Source organism: Pararhodobacter zhoushanensis, from assembly GCF_025949695.1.
GTDB classification, from domain to species: domain Bacteria; phylum Pseudomonadota; class Alphaproteobacteria; order Rhodobacterales; family Rhodobacteraceae; genus Pararhodobacter; species Pararhodobacter zhoushanensis_A.
The window spans coordinates 2,142,010-2,156,073 of record NZ_JAPDFL010000001.1; the positions used below are offsets into that span (position 1 = coordinate 2,142,010).

At 65.6% G+C, this 14,064-nt stretch carries 16 protein-coding genes; 12 read left to right on the forward strand and 4 right to left on the reverse strand.

Annotation, left to right across the window (positions count from 1 at the left end; genetic code table 11):
• Positions 1-53: 53 nt before the first annotated feature.
• The 7 genes from OKW52_RS10765 (at position 54) to OKW52_RS10795 (ending at position 4,405) form a co-directional block, all read left to right on the forward strand.
• On the forward strand, positions 54-455 hold the full coding sequence (locus OKW52_RS10765; RefSeq protein ID WP_264505701.1) for a hypothetical protein: 402 nt from the start codon (positions 54-56) through the stop codon (positions 453-455).
• Positions 452-655 (forward strand): helix-turn-helix transcriptional regulator, encoded by a 204-nt coding sequence (locus OKW52_RS10770; RefSeq protein WP_264505702.1) that lies wholly within the window; start codon positions 452-454, stop codon positions 653-655. The genes OKW52_RS10765 and OKW52_RS10770 overlap by 4 nt, the downstream gene beginning before the upstream one ends.
• Positions 652-1,635 (forward strand): alpha/beta hydrolase, encoded by a 984-nt coding sequence (locus tag OKW52_RS10775; RefSeq protein ID WP_264505703.1) that lies wholly within the window; start codon positions 652-654, stop codon positions 1,633-1,635. Before OKW52_RS10770 ends, OKW52_RS10775 begins: the two co-directional genes overlap by 4 nt.
• A gap of 45 nt (positions 1,636-1,680) precedes the next feature.
• Positions 1,681-2,436: a squalene/phytoene synthase family protein gene (locus OKW52_RS10780; protein WP_264505704.1), complete on the forward strand. Its 756-nt coding sequence runs from the start codon at positions 1,681-1,683 to the stop codon at positions 2,434-2,436.
• Positions 2,437-2,575: 139 nt separating this feature from the next.
• Entirely contained in the window at positions 2,576-3,031 is a 456-nt protein-coding gene (locus tag OKW52_RS10785; protein WP_264505705.1) for an SRPBCC family protein, read from the forward strand.
• Between the two features lie 2 nt (positions 3,032-3,033).
• Complete coding sequence (locus OKW52_RS10790) at positions 3,034-3,642, forward strand: nucleoside/nucleotide kinase family protein (protein WP_406622239.1); 609 nt, start codon at positions 3,034-3,036, stop codon at positions 3,640-3,642.
• A gap of 334 nt (positions 3,643-3,976) precedes the next feature.
• The gene (locus tag OKW52_RS10795; protein WP_264505707.1) at positions 3,977-4,405 is read left to right on the forward strand and encodes a BLUF domain-containing protein; all 429 of its coding nucleotides are present in this window, start codon (positions 3,977-3,979) and stop codon (positions 4,403-4,405) included.
• Between the two features lie 13 nt (positions 4,406-4,418).
• Here the strand turns inward: OKW52_RS10795 and OKW52_RS10800 are convergent, their stop codons facing one another.
• Positions 4,419-5,570 carry an ROK family protein gene (locus tag OKW52_RS10800; protein WP_264505708.1) on the reverse strand — a complete coding sequence of 384 codons (1,152 nt, stop codon included), beginning with the start codon at positions 5,568-5,570 and terminating at the stop codon, positions 4,419-4,421.
• 130 nt (positions 5,571-5,700) lie between these two features.
• On the opposite strand from OKW52_RS10800, the gene OKW52_RS10805 reads away from it, so the two are divergent.
• The 5 genes from OKW52_RS10805 (at position 5,701) to pstB (ending at position 11,425) form a co-directional block, all read left to right on the forward strand.
• Positions 5,701-6,606: a carbohydrate kinase family protein gene (locus OKW52_RS10805; RefSeq protein ID WP_264505709.1), complete on the forward strand. Its 906-nt coding sequence runs from the start codon at positions 5,701-5,703 to the stop codon at positions 6,604-6,606.
• A gap of 172 nt (positions 6,607-6,778) precedes the next feature.
• Positions 6,779-7,789: a PstS family phosphate ABC transporter substrate-binding protein gene (locus OKW52_RS10810; RefSeq protein WP_264505710.1), complete on the forward strand. Its 1,011-nt coding sequence runs from the start codon at positions 6,779-6,781 to the stop codon at positions 7,787-7,789.
• 72 nt (positions 7,790-7,861) lie between these two features.
• Complete coding sequence (gene pstC / locus OKW52_RS10815; RefSeq protein ID WP_264505711.1) at positions 7,862-9,226, forward strand: phosphate ABC transporter permease subunit PstC; 1,365 nt, start codon at positions 7,862-7,864, stop codon at positions 9,224-9,226.
• On the forward strand, positions 9,223-10,587 hold the full coding sequence (gene pstA / locus OKW52_RS10820; protein WP_264505712.1) for a phosphate ABC transporter permease PstA: 1,365 nt from the start codon (positions 9,223-9,225) through the stop codon (positions 10,585-10,587). Before pstC ends, pstA begins: the two co-directional genes overlap by 4 nt.
• A 28-nt stretch (positions 10,588-10,615) precedes the next feature.
• Entirely contained in the window at positions 10,616-11,425 is an 810-nt protein-coding gene (pstB, locus tag OKW52_RS10825; protein WP_264507692.1) for a phosphate ABC transporter ATP-binding protein PstB, read from the forward strand.
• Between the two features lie 276 nt (positions 11,426-11,701).
• Here pstB and OKW52_RS10830 read toward each other — a convergent pair whose 3' ends face one another.
• The 3 genes from OKW52_RS10830 to OKW52_RS10840 are packed head-to-tail and all read right to left on the reverse strand — an operon-like array spanning position 11,702 to position 14,064.
• Entirely contained in the window at positions 11,702-12,712 is a 1,011-nt protein-coding gene (locus tag OKW52_RS10830; protein ID WP_264505713.1) for an SMP-30/gluconolactonase/LRE family protein, read from the reverse strand.
• A 4-nt stretch (positions 12,713-12,716) separates the two neighbouring features.
• The gene (locus tag OKW52_RS10835; protein WP_264505714.1) at positions 12,717-13,592 is read right to left on the reverse strand and encodes an SDR family NAD(P)-dependent oxidoreductase; all 876 of its coding nucleotides are present in this window, start codon (positions 13,590-13,592) and stop codon (positions 12,717-12,719) included.
• Positions 13,585-14,064: an OsmC family protein gene (locus tag OKW52_RS10840; RefSeq protein ID WP_264505715.1), complete on the reverse strand. Its 480-nt coding sequence runs from the start codon at positions 14,062-14,064 to the stop codon at positions 13,585-13,587. Before OKW52_RS10840 ends, OKW52_RS10835 begins: the two co-directional genes overlap by 8 nt.

The following is a 14,064-nucleotide window of genomic DNA, read 5'->3' on the forward strand; positions in this document are numbered from 1 at the left end:
GGACATCTTGCTGCCGCTATGTAACCCTTGGGTTACTTGATGGAGGTGGCACGATGCGGCCCGAAACGATTGCGGCGATACGGACGACGGCGCTGGGTCTGACCGGCTTAGGCTGTCTGGCCTATGGTCTGGCTGCGCTGGTGCTTGGGCGGCCCGATCCCGTGGCGTGGTACTGGCCTTCGGTGCTGGGGCTGTTGGCAGCGGCGGTGATCTCTGTGGCGTTCATGGCGGCGGGCCGCGCCGCCGCCACGGCTTCGAAGGACGAGCTGTACCGGTTGGTCTGGCGACGCGCGTCGGCGCAGGCCTATTGGGCTTCACTGGCGATCTTTGCGCTGTTTGCGGTGCTGGGCGCAACGGGACAGGTGGTCTGGCCTGCCGCGGTTGCGGCGATGGGGTGCCTGATGGGGGCCTCGTTCCTGTGCCTTTTCGTGCTGCATGATCTGAGGATGCGATGAGCCTGATCGTCCATCTGGCCGACTACCGCCGCCGCGCGGGCCTGACACAGGCGCAGCTGGCGCAGGAGGCGGGGGTCAGCCGCAAGACCATCAACACCATCGAGAACCGGGTGTTTGTGCCCTCGACCACGCTGGCATTGACCTTGGCGAAGGTGCTGGCGGTCAGCGTACACGACTTGTTCGCATTGGAGGAAGAATGAGCGTGCTCGGAAAAATTGCCGTCTCTGTTGCGCTTGGTGTCACGATTACGGGCGCGCTCGCGCTGGGCCTGATCGCGAGCGACCGCCCGGTGCCGGATCTGCACGCCGAGACCGGCGGGCTGGATTTCAGCGTCTTGCAGCAGGCGGCGTTGCCTGACCTGCGCCAGTACGTGGCGCGCGACGGCGCGTCGCTGGGGTTCCGGCGCTGGGACGCCGGACAAGAGGGCGCGCCGCTGATCGTCGCCGTGCACGGCTCGGGCTGGCATGGCGCACAGTTTGCCGGGCTGGGGGCGGCGCTGTCTGCCCAAGGGTTCGACGTGATTGCACCGGATCTGCGCGGGCACGGACCGGCACCGCAGCGACGGGGTGACATCGATTATATCGGGCAGTTCGAGGATGATCTGGCCGATCTGATCGCACGTGAGGCCGCATCGGGGCAGGAGGTGGTCCTGCTTGGCCATTCCTCGGGCGGGGGGCTGGTGATCCGCTTTGCCGGGGGCGGGCATCGCGCGCTGATCGACCGGGCGGTGCTTCTGGCCCCCTTCGTGCAATACGACGCGCCCACCGCGCGGCCCGAGTCGGGCGGGTGGGCGCGCGTGATGACGCGGCGGATCATCGGGCTGACGATGCTCAACGCCGTGCGTATCCGGGCGCTGAACGCGCTGCCGGTGATCCAGTTTCGCTTTCCTTCCAGCGTGTTGGACGGCCCGCAAGGGCAGACGGCCACGCGGGCGTATTCCTACCGGTTGAACGCCAGCTTCGCACCGCGTCGCAACTGGCAGGCGGATGTCGCGGCACTGCCGCCCTTTCTGCTGATCGCAGGCGCGCAGGATGAGGCCTTCCGCGCCGAGGCTTACGAACCCACCTTCCGTGCGATCACCGAGCGGGGCCGCTATACGCTGACCGGTGCCAGTCACCTGTCGGTGGTGGACGATCCCGAGACCGCACAGCGGATCGTGGATTTCCTGCGCGGCAGCTGACGCGCGGGGCTGGCGCAAGGCCCGCCGCCGCGCTATGCGGCGGGCATGACACCTGATGCGATCAATGCCTGCGCTGCTCTGGTTGACCGGGGCGATCCGGACCGCTTTCTGGCCGCGATGGCGGCGCCTGTGGCCCAGCGTGGCCCGCTGTTCGTGCTTTACGCCTTCAATCTGGAACTGGCCCGCGCCCCGTGGGTCACGCGCGAAGCGATCATTGCGCAGATGCGGCTGCAGTTCTGGCGCGACGTGGTGGCGCTTGAGGAGCCCAAGGCGCATGAGGTGGCGGACCCGCTGCAGGTGCTGATCCGCGACGGGCTGCCGGTTGGGCCGCTCAACGCCATGATCGACGCGCGCGAGGCCGAGATCGGCACCTCGGCCCCGTTCGAGGATGAGGCGGCGCTGTGGCGCTATCTTGAGGGCACAGCGGGCGCGCTGATGGAGGCCTCGGTTCAGGCGCTGGGCGGGCCGCAGAGCGATGCCGCGCGCCGTCTGGGGACGGCGCAGGGGTTGGCCAACTATCTGCTGGCAATCCCCGCGCTGGAGGCGGCAGGCCGCCACCCTCTGCCCGACGGTCGCCCCGAGAGCCTTGTCTCCCTTGCCCGGCAGGCGCGGACACGGTTGAAGGCCGCGCGCCCTGCGCTGCGCCCGTTGCCGCGCGCGGCGCTGTTGGCCGCATGGCGCGCGGATGCCTTGCTGGCGCAGGTCGAAAAGGCCCCGCAGAGGGTTGCGCAAGGGTTGCTGGGGCAGTCCGAATTCGTCCGGCGGGGCAGCTTGCTGGTACGGAAAGTGTCCGGCTTCTGAGCCAAGACTCCATTGAACGGTTGACGCGTCTTGGCCCTGAGTTTACCTCAGAATTAGTTCTGTCCATTGGGTTATCTTTTTTTGGCCAGTGTCTCAGTTGCGTGGCTGACCTGTCTACGGCAATTTTGAGGAGACAAAGATGATCGGTCATGGCGTGCCGGGACTCGATATTCGGCAAGACCATGAGTTTGTCGCAACAGCTGCCGCGGTTTTCGCGGCGCTGACGATTGGGCTGGACGCATGGTGGCCAGTCAGCCTGCGGCTGACCGGACAGGGCGGGCATATGCATCTTGAGCCCGAGCTCGGTGCAAAGCTGACGGAACTGGGGCCCGGTGGGTCGGGTGTGATCTGGGGCGTGGTCGATGCCATTGACCCGGACCGCAGGATTTACATTCAGGGCTGGTTCGGCGTGCGCGGTGTTGTTGCCGGGCGCGTGCATTTCGATCTTGAACCCAGCCCCAGCGGTTGCCGCCTGAAACTGGTGCATCAGGCCATTGGCCCGGTGCCCGAAGATCAGAACACCCGCTATCGCCAGATGTGGCGCGAAATTCTGGATGGTGCGCTGCGGCGCTATCTGACGGGAACCGCGGTCTGAGCATGGCTGTGACTGCGCCTGATGCGCTTGCCGCCCTGATCGACGCGCGGCAGGCGGCGTCGGGCGGGCGGCTGATCGTCGCGCTGGCCGGGGCGCCAGCCAGCGGGAAATCGACGCTGGTCGACGATCTTGCACGGATGCTGGGCGCGCGGGCCGCCGTGGTGCCCATGGATGGCTATCACCTTGATAACGCTGTGCTCGAGTCGCGCGGGCATCGGGACCGCAAAGGCGCGCCCTGGACCTTTGACGTCGGGGGACTGGCGCGCGATCTGGCGCGGGTCCGGGCCGATGAGGCCTCGGTTCTGGTGCCGGTGTTCGACCGTGCGCTGGATCTCTCGCGAGGTTCGGCCCGCGAGATCACCCCGGATGTGCGCATCGTGCTGGTCGAAGGCAATTACCTGTTGCTCGATGATCCCCCCTGGGCGGCGCTGGCCGGTTTCTGGGATCTGACGGTGATGCTTGACGTGCCGCTGTCCGTGCTGGAAACCCGGCTCATCCAGCGCTGGGAAGGGCGTTCTGGCGCGGCGGACTGGATCCGGCTGAACGACTTGCCCAACGCGCGTATCGTGGTCGAACGGTCACAGCCGGCGGATGTGGTGATCGGCGGCTAAGCGGCGTTTGCAGGCTGCAGGTCACGGCGTTCTCCGGCCGCGCGGGATTCCGTGACGGTTCCGCACGGTAGGGTGCGGTTTGTGGTGGCAAGCCCCGCTTTATTCATGTTAGCGCCGCTTGGGTAAGGGTTCGGTTTGGCGCATTTTTCAGCATCTGCTGCAGGGTCCACCGGGGTTCGGCTTTGGATCTGTCGTGCGCGCTTTTAAGCTGTGACCGCCTCGGGATCTGTCTTTCCCGGGCCTTGTGTGAACGCGTAAACCCTTGAAACAGGGTGGTGGCCTTCCGTCTTACAGAACGGTTTCACAAATCGATGCTGGGAGCAGCGCTATTCACGTGCACCATTTAGCCTATGTCAGCCGATCGCTGACACCGTTGGACCCGTTGATGCTGGATGATATTCTTGACGTCTCGGTGCGTAATAACCAGCGCGACGGGATTACCGGCGTTCTCATGTACCACGATCAATTGTTTTTTCAGGTTCTGGAGGGCGGCAAGCAGGTTGTCGAGCACTGCTACGAGCGCATCAAGACTGACCTGCGCCACAGCGGTGTCTCGCTGATCTGGAGCCATATGGTCGAAGCGCGTGCCTTTGCGGAATGGGCAATGGGCTATGCGGGACCGGAAGAGATCGGCGCGTATTCGGATGACAGTTTTCATTCCCTTGCCGACATCTTGCTCAGCAAAGACACCGTGCCTGCCAGCGAATGCGTCGCACTCAGTCTTGCCCGGCTGATGTACAAAGACTTCAAAGACTGCGGCTAAGACCGCAACGGCTTCAGGTCTCGCTGAGAAACCGTGCTGCCAGCGGCAGGGCGGCGGCTCCCAGCGCGCGGGCATCAGGGCCAAGCGTGCCTTCGATCAGGCGCGGGGCGGTGATCCCGGGCGCTGGCAGGGCTTTGAGCGCTGCCCCGGTCGCGGCCAGCAGGCGGGTTCGCAGGGGCGCGGGCATCCAGCCGTCGATCACCATCGCGTCGATATCCAGCAGGGCTGTGGCCGTCAGTGCCACCTGCGCCAGCCCCTGCGCAGCCTCGGCCAGCCAGTCAGCGACCAGCGCCTCGGGCACGTCCCAAGCGTCGGGCGATGCCCACAGCAGATCTGGCGACAGGCCGTGATCCTGCAGTCGCTTCTCAAGTCCGACGGTCGAGGCGAGGTCGATCAGTTGGCGCGGCTGCCCCGCACGGTCGAGGACACTGAGCGATCCCAGCGCCCCGGCGTTGCCCTGCGGCCCGCTGCGCAACCGCCCGTCCAGTGCCAGCCCGCCACCGGCAAAAAAGCCGACATAGGCATAGGCGATGTCGGCGGGCAGGGCGGTCCTGCCGAAGACCAGCTCGGCCTCGCAAGCGGCGCTGGCGTCGTTTTCCAGAAACACCGGATAGGGCAGTAGGGCGGAAAATTCGTGGCGCAGATCGGCGGTGCGCCATGCCTCCATCGCCTGTTCCGAGCCGCCCGGCCAGTCCCACAGCCGGAACGGACAGGCGATGCCCAGCCCGGCAAGGCGCGGTTGCAGCGCGGCGGGAAGCTGGGCCATCAGTTCGTCGACGGCAAGTTGACCAAAGCGCAGCGCGGCGTCGGGTGTCGGCCAGTCGTGGCGGCGCAGGCGACGACCCCTTATCTGGCCGGTGAAATCGACCAGCAGCATTTCATTCGAGCGACGGCCGATCTTGAGCCCCAGAAAGAACGCCCCGTCCGGGTTCAGCGCCATCGGCACCGAGGGCTGGCCCACCCGCCCGCGTTGCGGCTCGCCTCGGGTCAGCAGCGCCTCGGCTTCCAGATCGCGCAGGATGACCGACGCGGTCTGTGCCGACAGCCCGCTGAGCCGCGCCAGCGCGGCGCCGGGTTGCGGGCCGTGGCGGCGCAGCAGGGTCAGCAGCAAACGCCCATTGGACTGGCGCATGCTGACGGCATTGGTCGCGTGAGAGGTGTTCATCGGCGGGTCTCCTGTCGCTGAGCATGCGAAGGGGGCGGGGGCTGTCAATAGATAAGTCAGAGTGATTTATTTATTGACAGACTCACCCGTTTCCCGCGAAGACAAAGCATCAAACCGGGGAGGGGACCAGATGATCCTGTGTTGCGGCGAGGCGCTGATTGACATGTTGCCCGTGGACGGCGGCGCTTTTGCGCCCCATGCGGGCGGGGCCGTGTTCAACACTGCAATCGCGCTGGGGCGGCTGGGCGCGCCGACCGGGTTCTTTTCCGGGCTCAGCGCGGATTTCATGGGCGATATCCTGCGTGCAAAGCTGGCCGAGGCGCGGGTGGATACCAGCCTGAGCGTCACGGCGGACCGGCCCTGTACGCTGGCCTTCGTGCAACTGGTCGACGGGCAGGCGCGCTATGCGTTCTATGACGAAGGGACGGCAGGGCGGCTGTTGAGCGTTGCCGACCTGCCGAACGTGACCGCACAGGCGCTGTTCTTTGGCGGCATCTCGCTGGTGGTCGAGCCTTGTGGCGCGACCTATGAAGCGCTGATGCAGCGCGAGGCGGGCAAGCGCGTGCTGATGATCGACCCCAACATCCGCCCTGGCTTCGTGCGCGACGAGGCGGGCTATCGGGCGCGGCTGGGCCGGATGCTGGCGATCGCGGATATCGTCAAGCTATCGCTTGAGGATCTGGACTGGCTGGCCCCGGACGGGCGCGAGGCCTTTGTGCAGGGGTTGCTGGACGGCGGCACGGCGCTGGTGCTGCTGACCGATGGCAGCGTCGGCGCGACGGCGATCACACAGACGCGCCGGGTGTTCGAGCCTGCGCGCAAAGTGAGCGTGGTGGACACCGTCGGCGCGGGGGATACGTTCAACGCCGGCGTGCTCGACAGCCTTCAAAAAGCCACGGCCCTGAGTCGCGCGCGACTCAGGGAACTGGACGAGACGACGATTCGTGACGCTTTGCGGCGTGGGGCATCGGCGGCGGCGGTGACCGTCAGCCGGGCCGGGGCAAACCCGCCCTGGCCCTCGGAACTGATGGATTAACAATATGTTAACCGCAACGGCGCGCGCGGCAGTTGCGCTTGGGTGCGGGATCGCTTTGGGGTCTGTTACGGAACTGTCATGAAGCCGTGACAGAAGCGTCATGTATCGGGCGTACCCGGTGCACAGCCTCAAGAGTAGGGGCTGGACCCCGAACCGATCCAGGAGCAACTCCATGTTCGCCAAGACCACGAGCCGTATCGCGATTGTCGCCGCCACCGGCGCCCTGCTGGCCGCCGTGCCGCTGGCCGCGCAGACCCGCACCAACATTCAGGTCGCCGGTTCGTCAACCGTGCTGCCTTTCGCCTCGATCGTCGCCGAAGAATTCGGCCAGATCTTCCCGGAATTTGAAACCCCCGTCGTCGCGTCGGGTGGTTCGTCGGGCGGCCTGCGCCAGTTCTGCACCGGCGTTGGTGAGAGCACCATCGACATCGCCAACGCCTCGCGTGCGATCAAATCGTCGGAAATCGAAACCTGCGCCGCCAACGGCGTGACCGACATCCGCGAAATCCGCATTGGCTATGACGGCATCGTCTTTGCCTCGGCTGCCGACGGCGACGCCTTCGCGCTCGAGCCGCGCGACGTGTACATGGCCATCGCTGCGACCATGCCCGAGGGCGTTGCCCAGCCGACCATGTGGGACGAAATCAACCCCGAGCTGCCGCACCAGCGCATCGTGATGGCGATCCCCGCCTCGAACCACGGCACGCGCGAAGTGTTTGAAGAGAAAGTCATCTTCCCGGGCTGTGAAGCCGTTCTGGGCGAAGACACCGACCACGAAGTCTGCGGCGCCCTGCGTCAGGACAACGTGATCGAAATCGCCGGTGACTACACCGAAACGCTGGCCCGTCTGGCCTCGGACCGTGACACCGTCGGCGTGTTCGGCCTGTCGTTCTACGAGCAGAACCGTGACACCCTGCGCGTCGCCACCATGAGCGGCGTCACCCCGTCGCTGGAAACCGTTGCCTCGGGCGAATACCCCGTGTCGCGCCCGCTGTTCTTCTACGTGAAGGGCGAGCACGTCGGCGTCATCCCCGGCATCACCGAATACGTCGAGTTCTTCCTGTCGGACGCGATGACCGGTGCTGGTGGTCGTCTGGAAGAAGCTGGCCTGATCCCGATGCCCGACGCCGAGCGCGCTGGCGTGCTGGAAGCCTACACCAACGGCGTGTCGGTCGGTCAATAACCTGCCCTGATCCCCTGTGGCGCCCCGATCCCCGGGGCGCCATGTCCTTGTCTCAAAGATGAAGCCGCGCGCATGACCAGCGTCCTGATCGCCGCCCTTGTCCTGGCCTTGATGGCCTTCGCCTACCGGCAAGGGTATTCGCGCAGCCGCGTGTTGGCCGGGCAGTCCCGCCTGCACTCGCGGCCGCAGTACCACGGAGCTTTGCTGGCCCTCTGGGCTGTCGTTCCCTTCCTTCTCATTCTCGCGCTCTGGGGCCTGACCTCGGGGCAGGCGCAGGAATGGTATCTGGCCAGCCTGATGCCCTCGGATGTCGCTGCGGGCTCGGACTATGCCGCAGCCGCCGCCCGGTTGCGCAACATTGCCTCGGGCTTCGGCGTCGCCGGCGACATGGCCGAGTGGGAGCGCAGCGCGGGTGAAAGCCTGGGCCGGTTCAACACCATCCTGAAACTCTCTGCCGTCGCACTAGGAGCGCTTGTGGGCATCGCCGGTCTGGTGATGGCGCGCGGGCGTCTGACCGCCCGGCTTCGCGCGCGCAACCATGTCGAGTCCGCCATCAAGGCGCTGCTGATCTTCTGCTCGATCGTGGCCATCCTGACCACGCTGGGCATTGTCGTCTCGCTGGTTTCCGAAACGCTGCGCTTCTTCACCTATGTGTCGCCGATCGACTTCTTCTTCGGCACCGTCTGGAACCCCGGCTATTCGACCACCTCGAACGAAGCCAGCGGCTCGTACGGCATGCTGCCGCTGCTCTTGGGCACCGTGATGATCTCAGGGATTGCCATGCTGGTGGCCCTGCCCATCGGGTTGATGAGCGCGATCTGGCTGACGCAATACGCCCAGCCCCGCGTGCGCAACATGATCAAGCCGGTGATCGAGGTTCTGGCCGGGATCCCGACCATCGTTTACGGCTTTTTCGCCCTTGTGACCGTCGGCCCGGCCCTGTCGGGAATGGGCGATGCGGTTGGCCTGAGCATCAACGCCACGTCGGCGCTGACCGCAGGCATCGTCATGGGGATCATGATCATCCCCTTCATCAGCTCGCTGTCGGACGACATCATCCGGCAGGTGCCGCGCACCATGCGCGACGGCTCGCTGGGGCTGGGGGCGACCAAATCCGAGACCATCCGCATGGTCATCGTGCCCGCCGCCCTGCCGGGGATCGTAGGCGCCATCCTGCTGGCCGTCAGCCGCGCAATCGGCGAGACGATGATCGTGGTGCTGGCTGCCGGTAACGCGCCGATCCTGCGCTTCAACCCGGCCGAGCCGACCTCTACCTTCACCGTGACGATCGTCACCGCCCTGACCGGCGACGCCGATTTCGCCTCGCCGCAGTCGCTTGTCGCCTTTGCGCTGGGCCTGACCCTCTTTGTCATCACCCTGATGCTGAACATCGGCGCGCTTGTCATCGTTCGGAAATACCGGGAGCAATACGAATGAGCAGTGTCGAGACTGAATTCGACGCCAACACCCGGCGCCGCGCGCAGGTCCGCCAGTCGCTGACCCGCCGCAACCGTGCCGAGAGCCGCTTCCGCCTGCTGGGGCTGGGCTCGGTGCTGGCGGCCATGGCCTTTGTCGCCGTGCTCTTTGGCAACATCCTGTCCAATGGTCTGCCCGCCTTCTGGCAGTACAACCTGCAGACCGAGGTCTATTTCGACCCCGACGTGATCAACGTCCCGGCCCCGCCGGTGCAGGAAGCCGGTCAGTCCGACGCCGACTTTCAGGCGGCCTCGCTCGCCTGGCAGCGCCGGTTGGCGATGGTCAACTGGAACCGCCTGATCACGGCGTCGATTACGCAGGCCATGCAAGGCGTGGATGTCGAGATCGACGACCGCTCGGCCCTGTCCATCGTCGACACCGGCACCCGCTTTGTGCTGCGCGACATGGTGCTGGCGAACCCCGACCTGATCGGGCAGCGGCGCAACGTCAGCATGCTGCTCTCGGCCGATGGCGACAACTGGTCCAAGGGGAAGCTGAGCCGCGACCTGCCCGATGACCGCCAGCAACTCAGCCGCCCGGCCCGCGACGCGATTGACGCGCTGACGGAGACAGGGGCGGTCCACCCGGCCTTTGCCTGGCATATCTTCACCAATGTCGACAGCCGCTCGTCACCGGCAAGCGCCGGTCTGGCGGGGGCCTTTGTCGGCTCGCTCTACATGATGCTGGTGGTGATCCTGCTGTCAGTGCCGATTGGTGTGTCGAGCGCGATCTATCTTGAGGAATTCGCGCCCAAGAACCGCATCACCGACCTGATCGAGGTCAACATCAACAACCTCGCGGCCGTGCCCTCCATCGTGTTCGGTCTGCTGGGGGCGGCGGTGTTCATCAACATCTTCCACCTGCCACTCTCGGCCCCGCTGGTCGGCGGTCTGGTGCTGACGCTGATGACCCTGCCGACGATCATCATCGCTACACGCTCCAGCCTGCGCGCCGTGCCGCCGTCGCTTCGGCAGGCGGCATTGGGGATCGGCGCGTCGCGCATGCAGATGGTGTTCCACCATGTGCTGCCGGTGACGTTCCCGGGCATCCTGACCGCCTCGATCCTGGGTGTGGCACAGGCGCTGGGCGAAACCGCACCGCTCTTGCTGATCGGCATGAACGCCTTTGTGGCCAACATCCCGGCTACGCCACTGGAGCAATCGGCGGCACTGCCGGTGCAGATCTATCTGTGGCAGGGCAACGAGAACCGTAACTTCTTTGAAGAACGCACCTTTGCTGCGATCATCGTGCTTCTGGCGCTGATGATCCTTCTGAACGCTCTGGCGATCTGGCTGCGCAGCCGCCTTGAAAGGAAAGCATGACATGGACGCCACCTCTGACCCCCGGCCGATGGCCAGCAACCACCGCATCGTCCCCAGCGCCCCGGCGTCGGTAGGCGCGCGCGACAGCCGGATCTCGGCCCGCGACGTGACGGTGCATTACGGTGCGAAGCAGGCGATCTTCGATGTGTCCATCGACGTGCCAGAACGCTCGGTCACCGCGTTCATCGGCCCGTCGGGCTGCGGCAAGTCGACCTTCCTGCGCTGCTTCAACCGCATGAACGACACGATCGAGGGCTGCCACGTCGGCGGCAAGATCACCATCGACAGCGAGGATATCTACGATCCCTCGCTCGATGTGGTCGAACTGCGCGCCCGCGTGGGGATGGTGTTCCAGAAGCCGAACCCGTTCCCCAAGTCGATCTATGACAATATCGCGTACGGGCCGCGCATCCACGGGCTGGTGAAAAGCAAGGCCGAGACCGACGCGCTGGTCGAATCCTCGCTGAAAAAGGCGGGGCTCTGGAAAGAGGTCTCCGACCGTCTCGATCAGCCAGGCACCGGGCTCTCGGGTGGGCAGCAGCAGCGCCTGTGCATCGCCCGCACGATTGCGACCGGACCGGAAGTAATCCTGATGGACGAGCCCTGCTCGGCGCTGGACCCTATTGCCACGGCGATTGTCGAGGATCTGATCCACGAGCTCAAAGAGCAGTACACGATCATCATCGTGACCCACTCGATGCAACAAGCGGCGCGGGTCAGCCAGAAGACGGCGTTCTTCCACCTCGGCAAACTGATCGAATACGGCGACACCGAACAGATCTTCGTCAACCCGCGGGACAAACAGACCGAGGCGTATATCACTGGCCGCATCGGCTGATACCAGGGCCGCGGGCGGGTTTCGCCCTTGGCCAAGACGCTTTGCAGCGTCTCGCCCGCGGGCGACCGGGCAGGGGGCTTTCAGCCCCCTCTTCGCTTTCAGCGAATTCACCCCCCTGAGGATATTTAGAGACAGAAAATGAGGGGCGGTTAACCAGACGTTAACGCCCCTCTTTGCTCTCTCAATATCCCGGGGGGCGGGCCGGAACGGCCCGGTGGGGGGCAGCGCCCCCGCGCGGCGCGAAGGGGCTCGATGCCCCTGAGCGCCGCTTCTCCCTTACCGCCAATGCGCCATCGGCAGCCCCGCGACCGGGCTGCGGAACGCCGGAATGCGGGTGCCGCGCAGCGAGCCGATGTAGAGCGTTTGCAGATCGGGCCCGCCGAAGGTCACCGAGGCGAACCACGGCGCGATCTGGCCACCGCAGGCGAGCATGTGGTTGGGGGTGACGGCGTCGCGCTCGAAGGCCTCGTACAGCGCCGCCGACGGGCCGGGGTTGTCGTCGTCCAGAATCACCCGGAAATCCCCTTGCGGCGTGATGGCAAAGATCCGGTCGGACATGACATGCGTCCCCCACAGGTTGCCGAAGCTGTCAAAGGCGATCCCGTCGATGAACCCGCCGGTGTCGGAAGGCCCGAAAACTTCGCGCTCCAGCACCGTCGCACCTTCACCGACCCGCAGGCGGGTCACCCGGCGGCCCGAGGTCTCGACCACGTAAAGCCATTCCTCGGCTGCATCGAAGCGGATCTCGTTGGTGAACATGAACCCGTCGGCCACGATCCGCGCGCCGTCGTTGTCCAGCACCGCGACATAGCCGTCGCTCAGTTTGGGACTGATCGCCGCCATCCAGTTGGTGATCCGGGTCGAGATCGTCAGCCAGATCCGCCCCTGACTGTCGCGCAGCACGAAATTGACCTTGCCAATGGCCGTGCCGTCGATCGTATCCAGCACCACCGTCGTGCGCCCGTCACGGGTCATGCGTTCCAGCCGGTCGGTGCCGAAATTCGAGATCAGGATCGAGCCGTCCACATCAAAGGCCAACCCGTTGGGCAGGGTGCCCTGGGTGAAGCGATCCGCCTCGTCCAGCGTGCCGCCAAAGCGCTGGTCCAGCGATTGCGCGACCAGTGCCTGTGTGCCATCGGGCCGGATATGCACCACCCCGCCGCGCGCATCGGCAGACCACAGAGAGCCGTCGGGTTCAGCAAGGATGCATTCGGGCCGTTGCAGGTCTTCGCCGACGTACCACAGATCCTGCGCGGTGACGGTGAAACCGTCGAGGGGGTTGCGCATCACGTCACCCTTTGGCCTTCGCCATATCGACGAATTTCTGTGTTTGTTCCCAGGCGGCCCGCACCGGATTGTGGATCGGTTGCGCCTGCAAGGCGTCCCAGGCGGCGGCGACGTCATCGACATCCGGCGCGTCGCCCAGGGCAAGGCCCGGCGTTTCTTCGATCCGCGCTACGGCAATGACGCCGGCGCCCGCCGTCAGGATGGTTTTCGTCGGCGCGCCCTCGCTGACCAGAAACAGTGCGGCAGGCGAGACCTTTTCCGGTCCCAGCGCGTCGGCTGCGCCCGCAGGCAGCAGCGCTTCGGTCATCTGCGTCATCGCGGCGGGGGCAAGGGCGTTCACCCGGATGCCGCTTTTCTCGCCTTCGATCGCCAGCGTGTTCATCAGCCCGACCAGCGCCAGTTTGGCGCTGGAATAGTTGGCCTGACCGAAGTTGCCATACAGCCCCGAGGACGAGGTGGTCATCAGCACCCGCCCGTACCCCTGCGCGCGCATGATCTCCCAGACCGCCTGCGTGCAGACCCATGCGCCGCGCAGATGCACGTCGATCACCGCTTCGAAAAAGTCGGTGGGCGTCTTGGCAAAGCTCTTGTCGCGCAGGATGCCGGCGTTGTTGATCAGGATGTCGATGCGGCCCCACTGCGCGATGATCCGCGCGACCATGTCCTGCACCGCATCGGCATCGCTGACCGAGGCCGCGCTGGCCATCGCCTCGCCCCCGGCGGCGCGGATCTCGTCGACCACGGACTGCGCGTTGCCCACGTCGTTCACCACGACCTTGGCGCCGCGCGCGGCCAGCGCCAGCGCATGCGCGCGGCCCAAGCCGCCGCCAGCACCGGTGACAATGGCAACGCGGGTATCGAAACGGATCGGGTCAGACATCTACCCAGCCTCCTTCAGTTTTCAGCCGGTGGCGGATCGGATTGGTCCGGCCCAGCGTCTGTTCGATGAAACACCCCTTCTTAGCGGCCTCGATCAGGGCTGCAACCTCTGCTTGTGTGTTGGGGCTTTCCATCAGCACGTCGATTTCAAAACTCTTGGGTGCGGTCTCATAAACGCGCCCCTTGGCCTGCCAGTCCCATTGCACGCGGGTTTCGACCTTGAGGTCGCTCAGCGTGACGCCCATGCGTTTGGCGAAAGCGCGGATCTGGGTCATGATGCAGCCGGTCAACCCGCCGACGAACAGCGCCAGCGGTGGTGGCGCGCTGGCGTCGCCGCCATGGAACGCGCCCTCATCGGTGGCCATTTCCCATGGCCCTTCGGCGAAGGGATGCACCATGGTGACGCTCAGATCATTGCGCATCTTGCCCGAGGCGGTGCCTGCGGCGTCGAACTGGACGATTGCCTTTTCCAT

Coding starts and splice junctions, on each gene's coding strand:
- OKW52_RS10775 (WP_264505703.1), top strand. CDS start 652: ATGAGCGTGCTCGGAAAAATTGCCGTCTCTGTTGCGCTTGGTGTCACG.
- OKW52_RS10785 (WP_264505705.1), top strand. CDS start 2,576: ATGATCGGTCATGGCGTGCCGGGACTCGATATTCGGCAAGACCATGAG.
- OKW52_RS10830 (WP_264505713.1), bottom strand. CDS start 12,712: ATGCGCAACCCCCTCGACGGTTTCACCGTCACCGCGCAGGATCTGTGG.
- pstB (WP_264507692.1), top strand. CDS start 10,616: ATGGCCAGCAACCACCGCATCGTCCCCAGCGCCCCGGCGTCGGTAGGC.
- OKW52_RS10770 (WP_264505702.1), top strand. CDS start 452: ATGAGCCTGATCGTCCATCTGGCCGACTACCGCCGCCGCGCGGGCCTG.
- OKW52_RS10800 (WP_264505708.1), bottom strand. CDS start 5,570: ATGAACACCTCTCACGCGACCAATGCCGTCAGCATGCGCCAGTCCAAT.
- OKW52_RS10810 (WP_264505710.1), top strand. CDS start 6,779: ATGTTCGCCAAGACCACGAGCCGTATCGCGATTGTCGCCGCCACCGGC.
- OKW52_RS10765 (WP_264505701.1), top strand. CDS start 54: ATGCGGCCCGAAACGATTGCGGCGATACGGACGACGGCGCTGGGTCTG.
- pstA (WP_264505712.1), top strand. CDS start 9,223: ATGAGCAGTGTCGAGACTGAATTCGACGCCAACACCCGGCGCCGCGCG.
- OKW52_RS10805 (WP_264505709.1), top strand. CDS start 5,701: ATGATCCTGTGTTGCGGCGAGGCGCTGATTGACATGTTGCCCGTGGAC.
- OKW52_RS10790 (WP_406622239.1), top strand. CDS start 3,034: ATGGCTGTGACTGCGCCTGATGCGCTTGCCGCCCTGATCGACGCGCGG.
- OKW52_RS10835 (WP_264505714.1), bottom strand. CDS start 13,592: ATGTCTGACCCGATCCGTTTCGATACCCGCGTTGCCATTGTCACCGGT.
- OKW52_RS10780 (WP_264505704.1), top strand. CDS start 1,681: ATGACACCTGATGCGATCAATGCCTGCGCTGCTCTGGTTGACCGGGGC.
- OKW52_RS10840 (WP_264505715.1), bottom strand. CDS start 14,064: ATGGAAAAGGCAATCGTCCAGTTCGACGCCGCAGGCACCGCCTCGGGC.
- pstC (WP_264505711.1), top strand. CDS start 7,862: ATGACCAGCGTCCTGATCGCCGCCCTTGTCCTGGCCTTGATGGCCTTC.